General features: G+C 72.0%; 11 protein-coding genes. 5 read left to right on the top strand and 6 right to left on the bottom strand.

From position 1 onward, the window contains the following. The first annotated feature begins 138 nt into the window (after nt 1-138). From AB0C27_RS04480 to AB0C27_RS04465, 4 genes are all read left to right on the top strand, one after another. A complete protein-coding gene (locus AB0C27_RS04480) occupies nt 139-1,593 on the top strand; it encodes a YcaO-like family protein (protein ID WP_357837666.1) in 1,455 nt (484 codons plus the stop codon). Between the two features lie 139 nt (nt 1,594-1,732). After that, on the top strand, nt 1,733-3,847 hold the full coding sequence (locus AB0C27_RS04475; RefSeq protein ID WP_357837663.1) for an NACHT domain-containing protein: 2,115 nt from the start codon (nt 1,733-1,735) through the stop codon (nt 3,845-3,847). Nucleotides 3,848-3,984: 137 nt separating this feature from the next. Then, nucleotides 3,985-5,199, top strand: coding sequence for a S8 family serine peptidase (locus AB0C27_RS04470; protein ID WP_357837660.1), 1,215 nt, complete (start codon nt 3,985-3,987; stop codon nt 5,197-5,199). Between the two features lie 187 nt (nt 5,200-5,386). Then, nucleotides 5,387-5,602 carry a hypothetical protein gene (locus tag AB0C27_RS04465; protein ID WP_357837657.1) on the top strand — a complete coding sequence of 72 codons (216 nt, stop codon included), beginning with the start codon at nt 5,387-5,389 and terminating at the stop codon, nt 5,600-5,602. A gap of 205 nt (nt 5,603-5,807) precedes the next feature. Here AB0C27_RS04465 and AB0C27_RS04460 read toward each other — a convergent pair whose 3' ends face one another. Beyond that, nucleotides 5,808-8,147 carry a DUF4132 domain-containing protein gene (locus tag AB0C27_RS04460; RefSeq protein ID WP_357837654.1) on the bottom strand — a complete coding sequence of 780 codons (2,340 nt, stop codon included), beginning with the start codon at nt 8,145-8,147 and terminating at the stop codon, nt 5,808-5,810. A gap of 204 nt (nt 8,148-8,351) precedes the next feature. Here AB0C27_RS04460 and AB0C27_RS04455 point away from each other — a divergent pair, with 204 nt between their 5' ends. Next, nucleotides 8,352-9,032: a copper homeostasis protein CutC gene (locus tag AB0C27_RS04455; RefSeq protein WP_357837652.1), complete on the top strand. Its 681-nt coding sequence runs from the start codon at nt 8,352-8,354 to the stop codon at nt 9,030-9,032. A gap of 22 nt (nt 9,033-9,054) precedes the next feature. On the opposite strand, the gene AB0C27_RS04450 is transcribed toward AB0C27_RS04455, so the two are convergent. The 5 genes from AB0C27_RS04450 to AB0C27_RS04430 form a co-directional block, all read right to left on the bottom strand. Continuing rightward, nucleotides 9,055-10,197, bottom strand: coding sequence for an aldolase (locus AB0C27_RS04450; protein ID WP_357837649.1), 1,143 nt, complete (start codon nt 10,195-10,197; stop codon nt 9,055-9,057). Further along, a complete protein-coding gene (locus tag AB0C27_RS04445) occupies nt 10,181-11,482 on the bottom strand; it encodes an FAD-dependent oxidoreductase (protein WP_357837646.1) in 1,302 nt (433 codons plus the stop codon). The genes AB0C27_RS04450 and AB0C27_RS04445 overlap by 17 nt, the downstream gene beginning before the upstream one ends. Nucleotides 11,483-11,685: 203 nt before the next feature. Then, entirely contained in the window at nt 11,686-13,227 is a 1,542-nt protein-coding gene (locus AB0C27_RS04440) for an AMP-binding protein (protein ID WP_357837644.1), read from the bottom strand. 49 nt (nt 13,228-13,276) lie between these two features. Further along, the gene (locus AB0C27_RS04435) at nt 13,277-14,338 is read right to left on the bottom strand and encodes a hypothetical protein (protein WP_357837641.1); all 1,062 of its coding nucleotides are present in this window, start codon (nt 14,336-14,338) and stop codon (nt 13,277-13,279) included. Beyond that, nucleotides 14,338-15,405: an LLM class flavin-dependent oxidoreductase gene (locus AB0C27_RS04430; RefSeq protein WP_357837638.1), complete on the bottom strand. Its 1,068-nt coding sequence runs from the start codon at nt 15,403-15,405 to the stop codon at nt 14,338-14,340. The genes AB0C27_RS04435 and AB0C27_RS04430 overlap by 1 nt, the downstream gene beginning before the upstream one ends. Nucleotides 15,406-15,485 lie beyond the last annotated feature (80 nt).

Raw genomic sequence — 15,485 nt, 5'->3', positions numbered from 1 at the left:
TACAATCAAACGACGTGAGAAAGGGAGGCGGTCCCATGGGAAACAAGGTCGACTTCGTAACCGTGGAATCGTTGGACCGGCAGGCCCAGCAGCTCACCCCGGTGGAGCTCCAACTGTTGGACGAGCTGCCAGCCCGGGATGACGGACAGTAGCGGGGGTCGTCATCCGCCGCCGCGCTGCCCGGCCGAGCGCGAGGTGCCGCTCCCCGTCGCCGTCCGGCGGGTGACGGCCACGCTGTCCGCGCTCGGCCTGCGCGCGCAGCTCGTCGACGCGGGTCCCGGTCGTGACCCGTCCGCCTGGTGGTGCGGCCTGCGGGGTGAGGCGGACGCGGCGCCGCCTGCCTGCGGGATGGGCAAGGGCAGCCGGGACGAGGCCCGCGCGGGCGCCCTCTTCGAGGCCGTCGAGCACTACCTGACCGGATCGGCAGGATTCGCCCCCGAGACTGTGGAACTGGCCGCCCCGGCCGACGTCGCCGCCGGGCCGCTGCGGGATGACGTCTGCGGGGCCCTGCTGGCCCCCATGAGCGGCCACCGGATGGCTTGCGCTCGCTACCGGGCCATCGGCGGGCCAAAGCTCGGCAGGGACGTCCTCAGCGGTGGCGGCTTCAGCGGGGACGGTCTCAGCGGCGGTCACCTGAACGGGGGCGGTCCAAGCGGGGACGGCCTCGATGGCGGCGGTCCAAGCGGTGGCGGCCGCAGCGAGGATGGCCTCAGTGGCGGCGGCGGGGTGTTGGTGCCGCTCTTTCTGTCGGCTCCCTGGTACGTCGAGGCGGGCTCCGCGCCGCTCCGGGAGCTGGTGGGCGACCGCTGCGACTACGCCGACCTCATGCGCTACAGCTGCAACAGCGGCTCCGCCGTCGGCGTCACCGTGGCCGAGGCGTTGCTGCACGCGCTCAACGAGACGATCGAGCGGGACGCCCTGTCCCTGCTCCTGGTACGGGCCTTCCTGGGCGGGCCCGGGTTCCGCCCCCGGCTGATCGATCCGGGGACGCTGCCCGACAGGCCCGCGCGGGCGTACGCGGTGGCCCGGGAGCTGACCGGATCCCCGGTGTACCTGCTGGACATCACCAGCGACCTCGGCGTGCCGACCATGCTGGCGTACACGCTGCCCACCTCCCGCCACCCGCACCGGCGCGGCACCGGCACCTCGCTGAGCCCGTCCCACGCCGCCTGGCGCGCCCTCACCGAACTCGTCCAGACCACGCTCGGCGAACGGCTCCCGGCCGGCACACACCGCGACCCGGCCGCGCCGGCGGCGCATCCCGCGCTGCACGCGTGCGCCCGGTTCGACCTCGCCCAGGCCCTGCCCGACGCCCACGTGGTGCCCTTCCCGGCCGATGCGCCGGCGGGTGTGACGGCAGGGACGCCTGGGGATCAGCTATGGAGGGTCGTCGCGGCGCTGGCGGCGCGGGGTTTCACCGCTTATGGCCGGACGGTGCACGCCCTTCCTTCCGGCGTCACCGCCGTGCACGTGTTCGTTCCTGGGCTGGAGCGTTTCATGCTGGTGATCGACGGAAACCTCGTCATTCCCGGCCGTCGCGGCAGGGCGGCCGCACTTTCTGCCCTTGAGAACGTATCTCTGCCACGTCTTTGACGGATATTGGAGAGCCGCAGCCCTGTTTTCCGATAATCAACCTTGTGCGGAGAATTCCGAGCACTGGTTTCGCGTGGAACCTGCGCATACTGAGTTTATGACTGCTCGATATTGGCGACGACAAAATCGCCTGGCCAGGATGTCGTTCGGTTTCTTCCTGCTGTTCGGGTTCTTGTCCCTGGTGTTCTACATGGCCGCCACGAATCTCAAGGGCCAGCCCCTGGGGCAGGTGTTCGGGTCCGCCCAGATCTACGCCTTCGCGAGCACTGTGATCGCGTTGGGCACCCACGTGTTGCAGTCCGTGTCCTGGTGGCGGCGCAGCGGCGCGCCCCTGCCCGCCCCGACCTCCGCCCAGATCAGCACCGCGAAGGATGTGCTCGCCGGCCTGGTGGCGCAGCAGTGGCGGGACGAGACCGCCCTGCGTTCGCTGGCCGACCCCGAGCCGATGCCGCTGGCCTGGCGCTCGACCGAGCGCCGCGAACTCGCCGACCGCTCCGAGATCATCGCCGAGGGGACCGTCGCCTTCTCCGGCCTGGATGTGCACATCGAGGACATGGTCCGTAACTTCCGTGCCCTGCGCTGCAGGCGGCTGGTCATCCTCGGCGGCCCAGGCACCGGCAAGACGACGCTGGCGGTGCAGCTCGTGCTCGAACTTCTGCGCACCCGCGAGCCGGACGAGCCCGTCCCGGTGCTGCTGTCGGCCGCCCGCTGGGACGATCGCGCGTATCCCCGGCTTCAGGAATGGCTGGCCGGGAGCCTGGTCATGGACTATCCCGCGCTGCGTGCGGCGGAACTCGGCACCGACATCCCTGAGTCGCTGGTGGCGAGGGGGGAGATCCTGCCCGTCATCGACGGCCTGGACGAGCTGCCCGACCACGCCCGCGCGGATCTGCTGGCCGCGCTCAACCGGTCGATGTGCGGAAACGACCAGCTCATCCTCACCTGCCGGACGGAGCAGTTCGCCGAGTCGGTCGAGGAGATCGGCGACGTCCTGACAGCGGCTGCGGTCATCGAGCCGCAGCCTATGGGGCCCGACGTCGCCGCCGACTATCTGCAGGCCTGCCTTCCGCCGGTGCCGCATCCCAACTGGCCGGCGGTCATCGAGGCGTTGCGCACAGGCGCGGCCCCCGCTCTGGCGGAGGTCACCTCGACCTCGCTGGGCCTGTGGCTGGTCCGCGCCACCTACATCGCCCCGCGCGTGGATCCGTCCCCGCTGCTGCGGTACGCGCACGGCAGCGCGGCCGAACTGCAGGACCACCTCTGCGACCAGCTCATTCCCGCTCTGGTGAGCACCAGGACGCCCGCCGACGGTCCGGTGCAGCCCTTCAGGCCCCGGCACGCGTGGACCCCGGAGCAGGTCGGCCGCTGGCTCACGTACGTTTGCCGGCAGTTGGCCGTGAGCGAGGACGACACCCGCGACATGGCCTGGTGGCACCTGGCGGGCCGCACGCCCAACCGCACGGTGCGCCTCTGGTGCGGCATCGGCATCGGCGTCGTGACCGGGCTGGTCTTCTTCCTACTGACCGACGGGATGGTGCTCGTAGGCGTGGTGACCGGCTTGCTGGCGGCCTTGGTGGTCATCGTCATGACCGGGTCCTGGTTCACCGAGACCCCCGGTCACGCCGAGCTCCAGTGGCGCGGCCGGCTCGGCGAACTGGCCCGCGTGCTCCTGGCCGGGCTGATCATCGGACTTGTCGGGGCGATCCTCGGCTGGCTGGTGGGCTGGTACTTCGGTAACTACGAGGCCGCCTGGAACACCGCGCGGAACATCGGGCTGCTGTCGGGCATCGGCTTCGTCATCGTCCTCGGCCTGATCCGCTGGGTCGAGCACCCGACCGTCACCGCGACCGCGCGATCCCCCCGCTCGACCTGGCGGGCGGACCGGACCCTGACCGTCATCCGGATGCTCAGCGGGATCGTGGTCGGCCTCATGGCCGGGCTCATCGCCAGGGAGGCCCGGCTCCCCACGACCGTCGCGATCGTCGGCGGGTTGCTGCTCGGCCTGCTGTTCGGGCTCGTCGTGGGCCGGCACCACGCCTGGCTGGCCTACAACCTGACCGTGCCGCGCCTGGCCGCCAAGGGCAGTCTGCCCATGCGGGCGATGGACTTCCTGGACGACGCCCACCGGCTCGGCCTGCTGCGTACGGAAGGCCCGTACTACCAGTTCCGCCACATCGAGTTGCAGCAGCACCTCACCCGTGGACTCCAGGAGAAGCGCGCGGACCAGCCGTTCGAGCCGGCACCCCACTTGTGAGTCCTGTGCGTGCCCTTGGCGGTATTCCGGGCGTGCCTTGAGCACGAGCCGAGCCGGTGCTGGGAACTGATCCGGGTGGAGCCGGGCACGTCCGGCCCCCGTCCGGAAACGGACGGGTGCGAGGGGGAGAAATTTCGGTGGGTGAAAGATACAGCGTGCTGCGCGACATGAGCGGCGTGAGCACAGCGAGTCCTTTCGAGTCGGCGCGGCAGCCGGGGCCGGAGCCCGCTCGCGTCCTCGCCGGCGGCGAGCCGCACGTCGAGGTGCTCGAACTGGCCAAGCACGAGCTGCGCGACATCTCCCGTGATCCGGAGGTGCGGGCGGTGGCGCCGGTCATGCCGACCATGCTCATCCAGCCGTTCGAGGACGGCGCCGACGAACGTGCCACGGCCGAGGCGGCGGCCGCCGCGGCCACCTGGGGCGTCAAGGCGGTGGGCGCCGACGTCTCGACCCGGACGGGCGCGGACGTGATCGTGGCCGTCCTCGACACCGGCATCGACGGCAACCACCCCGCGTTCACCGGCGTCACCCTCATCCAGGAGGACTTCAGCGGCTCCGGCGTCGGCGACAAGCAGGGACACGGCACCCACTGCGCCGGCACGATCTTCGGCCGGGCCGTGGACGGCACCAGGATCGGCGTCGCGCCCGGCGTGACCCGCGCCGTGATCGGCAAGGTGCTCGCCGACGACGGGAGCGGCGACACCGAAGGGCTGCTGCGCGGGATGGAGTGGGCACTGCGCCAGGGCGCGCAGGTGATCTCCATGTCGCTGGGGTTCGACTTCCCCGGCATGGTGCAGCGCCTGGTCGACCTCGGACGGCAGCCCAAGTTCGCCACGTCGCTGGCGCTGGAGGCGTACCGGGCCAACCTGCGGCTCTTCGACGCGCTCATGCGGATGGTCGCCGCCCGCGAGGCCGTGAGCCCCGGCACCCTTGTCGTCGCCGCGGCGGGGAACGAGAGCGAGCGCCAGACCGGGCCTGACTTCGAGATCGCCGTGTCGCTGCCCGCCGCAGCCGAGGGCGTCATCGCGGTGGGCGCGCTGGCGCAGTCGCCCACCGGCAACGGCCTGGTCGTCGCGCCCTTCTCCAACACCTTCCCGCAGATCAGCGCGCCCGGGGTCGGCGTGGTCTCCGCCCGGGTCGGTGGCGGCCTGCGCTCGCTCAGCGGCACCAGCATGGCGACGCCGCACGTCGCGGGCGTGGCGGCGCTGTGGTGGGAGGAAGTGATGAAGTCACCGCTGCCGGCCACGTCGACGACGGTGCTGGCCCGCCTTCTCGCCAACGCCGCCGTCAGCCCGCTGGCCTCCGGCGTGGACATCGCCGACCGGGGCGTCGGTCTGGTGCGCTCCCCGTAGACCTGCTCTACGCCGGTGCCACGCGGCAGTGGTCGCGCCACGTCAAGGCGCGACCGTTCCGCGGGCTTCCGCGACGGAGGGCGGTGGAACGGTGCGGTCGCCGACCGCACCGGCTCCGGCCGGCGAACGGCCGGTATTCCTTCTCTCAACGAAGACCGTGCAGGTCTTCTCCGGAGGTGTAACAAGCATGAGTCAAGCGGTTGACGTCGACAAGCGCGAGGCGGCGTCCAGCGCCAAGCGTGCAGCGGGGGTCGAGGCGGCCACCAAGATCTGGCACACCAAGACCGTTCCCAACGCGGCCAAGGCGGCCGAGTGGGTCAACAAGACACCGCCGCAAGGCGCGGGTGAGGCCTCCTTCTCCACCCGGAGCGACGGCTCCGTGGACGTCTACTACTTCATGTGAGCACGATGGGCTTCACGTGAGCACGATGGGCTTCACGTGAGCACAGTGGGCTTCATGTGAGAACGGTGGGCGGACGCCGGTTCGCCCACCGTGAGTCCGCGCACGTGGCAGCGGTTATGTGAGCGGCCACGTGAGCGCGCTCGGCATGCCGAGGGCCGGTGTCCCGTCGGGGGCGCCGGCCCTTCCCGCATCGCGGGCCGGGCGGTCAGCCCTTGATCTGTCTAAGGATGCTCTCGTCGGTGATCTCGGTGTCCCTGGCCAGCAGCAGCGCCTTGCTGAGGATGAGCGCCAATCGGCTGTCGTCCTCGAACGGCAGGAACAGCCGCGCGTCGGTCTTCCGCTCGGGCACGACGCACAGGTAGACGTCGCCCGGATCCATGAGGACGTTGCCGCTGCCCAGATGGATCTTGTACGTACGCAGGTCGCCGCGAACGACCAGGAACCGCCCGTCGAGCGTGCAGCGATCGGCCACGGCCAGGCGCGGCAGGATGCGGGCCAGCGCGTCGCGGCGCACCTCGCCCGAGGCCGCGAGCGAGCCGAAGGAGGTCTCGCGCCAGTAGTCGAGATGGCGGCCCTGCCCCCGGTCGGCCCACTCGGGATCGGTGGCGATCGAGGTCACCGCCACGAACAGGTCCACGTCCCGCATCGCCTCGCTGAACACCAGAGGCGGCACCTCCGCCGGCGGCGCCTCCCGCCAGCCGCCGCCGTCGTGCCGGTCGAAGCGGATCCGGCCGGTGAGGGCGTATTCGCCGGGGTCGTCGTGGAGGTATTCGTGGTGCAACGCCACCCGCCACCGATCACCCGCCACCCGTGTGCCGAGCTCGCGCGTGGCCTCGCCCTCGACGCCGCCGTCCCAGGGGCCGAGCATCGGGGTCTGCCAGGCGCGGGTCTTGAGCAGGGCGTAGAGGCGGCGGTAGTCGACGACATGACCGGCGAAGCGCTCGGAGAGGGCCGCGCCCTCCTCCGCCGGAGTCAGCAGGTAGACCTCGCGGAAGGCCTGCTTGAACGGCTGCCTGACCCGTTCCTCGGTGATCCGCTCGCGCCAGCGGAACACCTCGTCCGTGGTCGCGCGAGCCGGGTGCCACAACCGCACCTGCGCGTCCTCGGGCACGCCGGGCTCCTCCGGCGCGCCCAGCGTGGCCTGCCACTCGCCGGGGGCGTGCTCGATCTCCCAGATCAGCCGTGCCGCCACCGGCTCGGCGACGGGATGCCGGGCCACCTGCGCCAGCCACGTCGCGTACGGCAGCGTGCTCTCCGCCGCGAACCCGGCCTCCAGCGCCCTGGTCATCGTGCTCACCTGCCGGTTGACCTGCTTGACCAGCTCACGCAGCCGCTTGACCTCCTCCGGGTGCTCCTTGCGCACCGCCGCGGGAAGGCTCTTGACCGGCCGCTCGCCCTGCCGCCAGGTCAGCGCGAACTCGCCGCTCTCGCCCGGCGCGATCACCGCCTGGTGCGAGCCCAGCGCCACCTCCATCCGCCCGCCGGGCCCGAACCCCAGGGACGGCATGCGCAGGGCGACCTCGACCCGGTCGGCCAGCCCCGGCTCGGCCCGCTTGATCATGCGGTCGAGCTGCTTGATCACCCCCGCGTGCCGGGTCGCCGCGCGGGCCGCGCGCAGCGCCGTGATCACCTCGGGGGTCGGGAACCGCTCGGCCGCTCTGGCGATCTCGAAGAGCAGCGCCTGCGACGGCGGCGTCTTCGCCTGCGTGGGGGCGACCGCGACCAGGGACAGCAGCTTGCCGAGCAACTCGGGCAGCCACGGCTCGTCGCGGAACAGGGCCAGCCGCGCGGCCCGGCCGAGCGTCTCCACCTCGGCCCGGCCGAACGCCTTGTCGGCGCGGAAAGGCAGCTCCCCGGCGTGGATCGCGGCCAGCCTCTCCCCGGCGCTCTCCAGGGCGGTACGGGCGAAGGCCGCGTAGGCGGGCAGCTGCGCCAGCCGTTCCCACGTGTCGGGCGATTCGGGCGGCGCTCCGAACGAGCCGGGGCCGGTCTCGGACAGTAGTGCCCGGTCCACCGGATCGAAGCTCAGCACCAGGTCGCGTTCGGCCGCCGCGAGCGACGCCGCCGGCTCGTCCGCCAAGAGCGTCACCTCTCCCATTCCCGCCACCGCCGCCACGGCCAGCAGTGCCCACGGCGCCTCCAGCCGCTGTGCGGCGATCATGAACTCGGTCAGGACTCGGGCCGGCCCGGCCAGCTCGGCCGTCGGCACACCGTCGGGACACCGCAGCAACGCGCCCGCCGCCAGGCACAGATCGGCCCACTTGCGCCTCTCCAGACCGGCCACGAGCGCTTCATACAGCGCCAGGCAGGACTCGGGGGTGAACTCCGGCTGCCGCTGCCGCACCTCGTCCTCCACGAGGCGGCGCATCGAGAAGGCCGCGCTCCCTTTGCCCGGCGTCCGGTAGGCGAGGGGCAGCAGGTGGCCCAGATCGCGAGCGGTCAGCCGGGAGCCGTCGGGCCACGGATCGGGGTAGGCGGGGTCCTGCCCGGTCAGGTGGAGCAGCACCCGCTGGGCCTCGGGGGAAAGCGTGAGGGACGCGGTCATGGAACAGCAGGTTGCCGGACGCCACCGACAAAAGCGAGGCGAGGGACCTCCCGAGGGCTCTCCGCGTGCGAAGGTCTCGTGCGTTCCGTAACGGCTTCCGTGCGCGTTCCGATTCCCCTACCAGCAAGGCCCGTCCGCGCTCCATCCGAGGTCAGGCGGCACTTTCTGACACAAAGGCGCAAAGTACCCTATAACCTCTCCTCCATGACCGGATCCCTGCTCGAGGTGATCGCGCTCAACGTGCGCGACGCCGTGGCCGCCGAACAGGGCGGAGCCGACCGGCTGGAGGTCGTCGCCGACATGGCGGCCGACGGATTGTCCCCCTCCCCGGAGACGGTTGCCGCGATCGCCGCGGAATGCCCCCTGCCCCAGATGGTGATGCTCCGCTGCGACGCCGGCTTCGCCGCCGACCCCGACGTGCTGGCCAGGCTCAGCCGCGACGCCAAGGCATTGGCGCAGGCGGGTGCGGCGGGGTTCGTGTTCGGGTTTCTCGACGGCGGGGGAGCCGTCGACCTGGCCGCCACCGAGGCGCTCATCCACGCCGTCTCCCCGCTGCCGTGGACGTTCCACCGCGCCGTGGACCACGCCGCCGACGTCCAGGCAGCCTGGCGGGCGGTTCGGCTGCTGCCGAACCTGGCCACCGTGCTCACCTCGGGCTCGCCCAGCGGCGTGGGGGACGGCCTGCGGGTGCTGAAGACGCGCGCCGACGCCGGTGACGCCTCCATCGTGCTGGCCGGCGGCGGCCTGAAGCCGGTCCACGTGCCGGCCCTGCTCGACTACGGCATCCGCGCCTTCCACGTCGGCACGGCGGTGCGAGGCAGCTGGTCGGACCCCGTCGACTGGCGCCTGGTACGCCAGTGGCGGGCCCTCGTCGAACGCGACTGAACCCGGGCAAGCGACAGCGGGGTCAGGGGAGTGCCGCGTCCGCGCGACGCAGCGCGGCACTCAGCGTGCGGATCGTGGCGGGCTCGTCCATCACGCCGCCCCCGGCCGAGCGCCGCTCCTCCCAGGCTCGCACCCGCTCCTGGTAGGCGTCGTACCTGGCCAGATGGAAGGCGTAGACGGTGGCGAAGCGGCTCACCAGATGCGACGGGTGCATGTCCCAGCCCTGGTAGAACCCGTACCGCAAGGAATGCCTGACGAGCTCGGCGTGCCGCCGCCACAGGGCGTGCACGTCGCTCGTCAGCTCGGAGGCGGGCGAGGCCGCCAGCGACCCGTCCGACAGCTCCACCCCCGTCTCCGCGAACGCCGTCTGCATCACGTGCCGCGCGTGGTCGCAGGCCGGATGGTCGAGCCGCTGCTCGTGCGGCGGCAGCCCGATCGCGGCGGTGTAGTCGAAGACGCCGAAGTGCGCCGCCGCCAGCCGCCCGCCCAGCGACTCGTTCAGGTCCCCGCGCAGGAACGGCAGCGTCTGCGGCGCCTCCACCTGCATCTCGAACCGCAGCCGCACCCCGAACTCGGCCTCCAGCTCCGCCAGCACGGCCGCGAACTGCCCGAGATAGGCCTCCATCAGGACCTTTGGGAAAGTTACCGTGAAACCGCCCGGAAGCTCCCCCGCTCGCGTGATCACCCCGGCCAGCAGCGTGCGCAACGTGCGCACCGACCGTTCGGGATCGCCGTCGGCGAACGACTTCACCCGGGGACCCCAGCGCCGCGGCAGCGTCCCGGCCGCGTACATCGAGGCGACGGCCTCGGCGGCCCGCTCCGCGTGCTCGTCCTCGACGGCGCCCGGACGCACGCCGTAGCCGTCCTCGAAGTCGACGCGCAGGTCCTCGACCGGCTCGGTGGACAGCTTGCGCAGCACCCGCTCGTGCACGGCGGCGCCCAGCGCGCCCGGCACGCCGAACACCTCGGTCAGCTCGTCGGGCCCGGACAGGTGCGCCTTGACCAGGGCGAGCGCGTGATCGCCCCACTCCTGGACGGTACGCGCGGAGAACCGGTCGGCGGGCACGTAGACGGTGTGCACCGGCTGCCAGCCGGGCGTGGTCATGGGGTATCGGGCCTGCTGCAGCCGGTAGGTCCCGGCGAAACCCTCAGGGACGGCAGGCACGGAGCATGGCCTCCAGACCGACGAGCTTGACGCGCTCGCCCCGGTTGAGCGACTGGGCGAGCTCGGCCTCGGCGGCCTCGATCGCCAGCCATTCCTCGTACGTCACCGGCCGCACCCCCCGCTCGGCCAGCACCGCGTCGATGCCGGGCCCCTCGGCCCGCGCCCCGCCCGCGGAGTCGGCCAGGAGCGTGCGGACAGTCTCGGCCGCGTCTGACTTGTTCGTGCCGATCACCCCGGTGGGCCCGCGTTTGAGCCAGCCTGCCACGTATTCGCGCTCGCGCACCCGCCCGGCCTCGTTCGGGACGGTCATGGTCGCCTCGGAGAACGGCACCCCGGGCAACGGCACGCTCTGGTAGCCGACCGAGCGCAGCACCATGCCGACCGGCAGCGTCTCGTACACGCCGGTCCCGACCACGCGCCCCTCCTCCGACAGCCGGGTGCGCTCCAGCTTGATCCCCTCGACCCGGTCGGCGCCGAGGATCTCGACCGGGCGCATCCAGAAGCGCACGTCGAGCCGGCGCGGCCGGCCCACGGGCTCGCGGCCTGCCCACTCCTGGAGGATCTTGATGTTGCCCTGCACCTGGCGCGAGAAGTCGGCGCCCAGGACGACGGCCTCCTCGGGCCGCACGCAGACGTCGGCGTTGGCCAGCTCGCCCAGCTCGCGCAGCTCCTTCAGGGTGAACTTGGCATGCTCGGGGCCGCGCCGGCCGATCATGTGGATGGCCTTGACCTGGCTCGCCTCCAGGCGTTCGAGCACCTCGTGGGGCACGTCCGTGGCGCGCAGCTCCTGCGAGGTCTTGGCCAGCACGCGTACGACGTCCACCGCCACGTTGCCGACCCCGATCACCGCGACCTCGGAGGTGTCGAGCGTGAACCGGCCGGGATCGACGTCGGGATGCCCGCAGTACCAGTTGACGAAGTCGGTCGCCGCCACGCTGCCCGGCAGGTCCTCGCCGGGGATGCCGAGCTTCCTGTCGACCATCGCTCCCGTGCAGTAGACCACCGCGTCGTAGGCGCCGAGCAGGTCGTCCACCGACAGGTGCGCGCCGAGCGTGACGCCGCCGAGGAAGCGCACCTCGGGCAGCTCCAGCACCCTGCGCAGGTAGTTGGCGATCGACTTGATCGAGGTGTGGTCAGGCGCCACGCCGTATCTGACCAGCCCGTACGGAGTCGGCAGCCGCTCCAGGACATCCACCTCGACCGGTTCCGCCGACTGCTTGACCAGTGCCTCGGCCGTGTAGATGCCTGCTGGGCCCGACCCGATGACCGCCACGCGCAACGCCACGTCGCCTCCCTATGCCGGTGATCGTGCACCACGGGACGTGCGTCCCACCAGATACAACCGGCCAGTGTGATCGATGTATCCCCGGTCGCCGGTACGGATGAACCCGTGTCCGGCGATTACCGCATGATCGGGGCTCTTGCCAACGTAGCCGCTCATCACCGCGCCGGTGGGGAGAAGCACCTCACCTTGTCAGCCAGGCGCGTCTATCGGGGGCGTAATGCCAGCTTGTCCACCTTTCCGTTCGGGTTCGTGGGCAGCGCGTCCAGCACGGTGATCGTCTTGGGCACCTTGTAGCCGGCCATGTTGGCCCTCGCCCACGCGAGCAGGGCCTCGGGGTCGGGTTTCTGGCCGGGCCGGGGGACGACGTAGGCCAGCCCGGCCTCGCCCGAGACCGGGTCGGGCACGCCCACGACCGCGGCCTGCGCCAGCGAGCCCTCCCGCAGCAGCAGCGATTCGACCTCGGCGGGGGAGACGTTGAACCCGTTGACGATGTAGAGCTCCTTCTTGCGGTCCACGATCGCGAGGTTGCTGGCCTCGTCCAGGACGCCGACGTCGCCGGTGTGCAGCCAGCCGCCGGCGTCGACGACCTCGGCCGTCCTGTCGGGGTCGTCCCAGTAGCCGCGCATCACGCCGTAGCCGCGCTGGAGGATCTCGCCGCGCTCGCCGGGCGCGACCTCCTTGCCGTCGTCGTCCACGATCTTCACCTCGATGCCCGGCACGGGCCTGCCGGTCGTCGCGGCGACCACCTCGATCGGGTCGCCGGCCCTGGTCATGGAGACGACCGTGCCCTCCATCAGCCCGTACGCGTTGATCATGCGTTCCAGCCCGACCCGCTCGACCAGCCGCGTGATCAGGCTCGCCGGCACGGCGGCCGCCCCGCAGATGGCCACCCGCAGCGACGACACGTCCCAGGAGCCCCGGTCCAGCTCGTCCAGCACCCGGTGGAAGAGCGTGGGCGGCCCGGCCAGCACCGTGACCCGCTCGGAGGAGATCAGCGACATCAGCGACTCCGGCGCGAACACCGGGATCGGCACCATCGTGGCCCGGCGCAGCACGCAGGCCACGAGCCCGGCGTTCAGCCCGAACCCGTGGCTGAACGGGGCGATCACCGGATAGCGGTCGTTCTCGTCCAGCGTGACGATCTCCGACCAGTCCCAGTAGCCGCGCAGGACCTGGGAGTGGTCGATCATGACGCCTTTGGGGGTGCCGGTGGTGCCCGAGGTGGACATGATCTCGCACAGGTCGCCCGGCAGGACCGACAGCGCCCGCTCCTCGGCCGCCTCGGCGGAAACCGCCCTGGCAGACACCGCCCTGGCAGAAACCGCCTCTGCGCCGGCGCCGAGGAGATCCGGCGCCGCGCCCAGGTCGCCCGAGGTGAGGACGTGGTGCAGGCCGGGCAGCGGGGGCAGCAGCTCCGCCGGCCGGGGATCCGCCGGCCCCGCCCCCGCGATCAGTACCTTCGCGCCCGTCTTCTCGATCAGCTGGGCGGCCTCGATCCCCTTGTAGCGCGCCGACAGCGGCACGATCACCGCGCCCGCGTCCCAGATCCCGAACGCGTGCGTCACCCAGGCCGCCGAGTTCACCCCCCACATCGCCACCCGGTCACCGGGGGCCACGCCGAGCGCCATCAGGCGGCGGGCCACGCCGGACGCCCGCTCCCTCAGGTCCGCCAGCGTCAGCCGCGGGCCGTCCCGCTCGGCGACCACGACGGCGCCGGGGTACCGTTTGGCCTGGTCACGTAGCATGCGGGGGAGCGTCCCCCAGTCCGGCATCGATCCCATCGGCTGCCCCTTCTCAGGCGAGCGCGCTCCGGTCCCTTCCCAGGTGGTGGCCGCGTGCGTCGGCGACGGCGCCGGACGTCGCGGTCTCCGAGATCTCGGGGGCGATCTCCACGGCGATCGAGACGGGCGTGAGCGCGCGTACGGACTGCTCGATCCGCGCCTTCCACATGGGGTTGCCGACCAGGCTCTCCCGGCCGAACGTCACCGTCAGCACGGCCGTGTCCAGCGTTCCATGGCGGCTCACGGCCAGCTCCCACCCGGTCACGCCGTCGATCTTCGACAGCGCCCTGTCGACGCGCGGCAGCGCCAGCCACACGCCTCTGACCAGCACGTGCTCGCCCACGGTGTGGGCCGGCGCGGGGATGGCCGAGCCGGACGTCCCGGCCACCAGGCCGGTCCGCAGCACGGCGTCGCCGAGCGTGGAGTGCGCGTGCGGGGTGACGACCAGCTCCGCCAGCCCGGCGGCGGGGTCGGCCGCGTCGTCCCTGGCCAGGGCCGCGGTCCCGAGCAGGCCGTCCACGAGCGGTTTGAGCGGATCCTCCTCGGCCGTCCGCCACGCCAGCGCGCCGCCGCCGAACGGGCTGGCCAGCACCTCCGTGACCGTGGCGCCGAACTCGCCCGCCAGGTGCCCGAGCGTGCGCTTGGAGGCGATCTCCCCGGTCAGGACGATGTTCCTGAGGCCGAGGTCCAGCGGGTCCAGCAGGAACTCCAGATGCAGGCGGGCCAGGAGGTCCATCGCGCCCGTCGGGGTGGCGACCAGCGTGGTCGCCTTGAGCGCCGACAGGGCGTGGTGCAGCCGCATCCGCCCGCGCGGGCCCACGGACGCCGCCGCCGCGGCCACGTCCGCCGCCGCCGCGGTCCACAGCGCTCCGGCCGGCTCGGCGAGCGCCACCACCACCCGGTCGCGGTCACCCACCCCCGCTTCCCGAAGCGCAGCCCCGGTCAGCTCGGCGGCGGCCGCCCGGTCGCCGGGACCGAGGGGCAGGACGCTCGACACGTCGGGGGAGACCAGCAGCAGGCCGGTGGCGGATCCCGCGGCGGACCCGAGGTCGTCGCGGGTCAGCCAGCGCGCCATCAGCGCATCACGTCCTTCATGAACAGGGTGATCGAGTCGCACACCCGTTCGTGCGCCAGCCCGCCCACCTGCGCCTGGATGATCAGATCGGTCGCGCCCGCCTCGGCGATCCTGGCCAGCGCCTTGCGCGAGCCCTCGACGTCGTCCACCACCACCATCAGGTGCTCGCGCAGCGTGGCCATGGACTCCTCGGGCGGCATCCCGGCCGCCAGTTGCCCGAGCACGCGGTGCGTGGCGTGGCGGGCGTCGTAGTAGTCGGGCGGGGTGACGAGGTTGACCTGACGCCGGATGTACCACAGGACGGCGTCGGCGGCCGTGGCGGTGGCCTCGTCCCTGGTGGGGGCCACGAACCAGGGGATCATGAGCGCGACCCGGCGCGTGGCGGGGTCGAAACCGTGCTCCGCCAGACACTCCCGATATTTCGCGATGTCGGCGGCGACGTCGTCGATGCCCTTGAGCATCGTCATGCCGAGCAGGTTGTACCCGCGCCGGGCGGCGGCCAGGTAGCCCTCCAGGGAGGTCGAGGCCACCCACACCGGCGGATGGGGCCGCTGGGCCGGGCGCGGATAGACGGCCACGTCGGGGATCTCGAAGAACTCGTTCGACCGGCTGACCGGCTCGCCGTCGGCCTCCCAGATGGCGAGCGTCGCCTCCAGGGAGTCCTCCCAGATCTGCCGCGACTTCTCGAACGGCCGCTGGAACGCCTGGTACTCCAGCGGGGAGGCCCCGCGCCCGGTGCCGAAGTCCACCCGGCCGCCGCTCAGCACGTCCAGCGTGGCCACGCGCTCGGCCGTGCGGATCGGGGACTGGAACGGCAGCAGCACCACCCCGAGCCCGAGCCTGATGCGCTCGGTGCGCTGGGAGATGGCGGCCAGGATCAGATCGGGGGCGGAGGAGTGGGAGAAGCCCCTGGTGAAGTGGTGCTCCACGAACCAGGCCGCCTCGAAGCCCAGCCTGTCGCCCAGGACGACCTGGTCGATCACGTTCTGGAACGCCCGCTGTTCGACCTCGCGGGTGCGGCCGCGGACCTCCAGTTCGTACCCCAGGCTGATCCGTAGGGACGTCATCGCGCCTCCGGCGTTATAGGAAACCAAGCGCTCGCTTGGTAGAGCGTATCAGCGGCAAAGACTTGCGGGAAGGGCGCGGC

The organism is Nonomuraea sp. NPDC048882, from assembly GCF_040649755.1.
Taxonomy (GTDB): Bacteria; Actinomycetota; Actinomycetes; order Streptosporangiales; family Streptosporangiaceae; genus Nonomuraea; species Nonomuraea maheshkhaliensis.
This window is presented reverse-complemented; position numbering and strand designations above follow the sequence as displayed.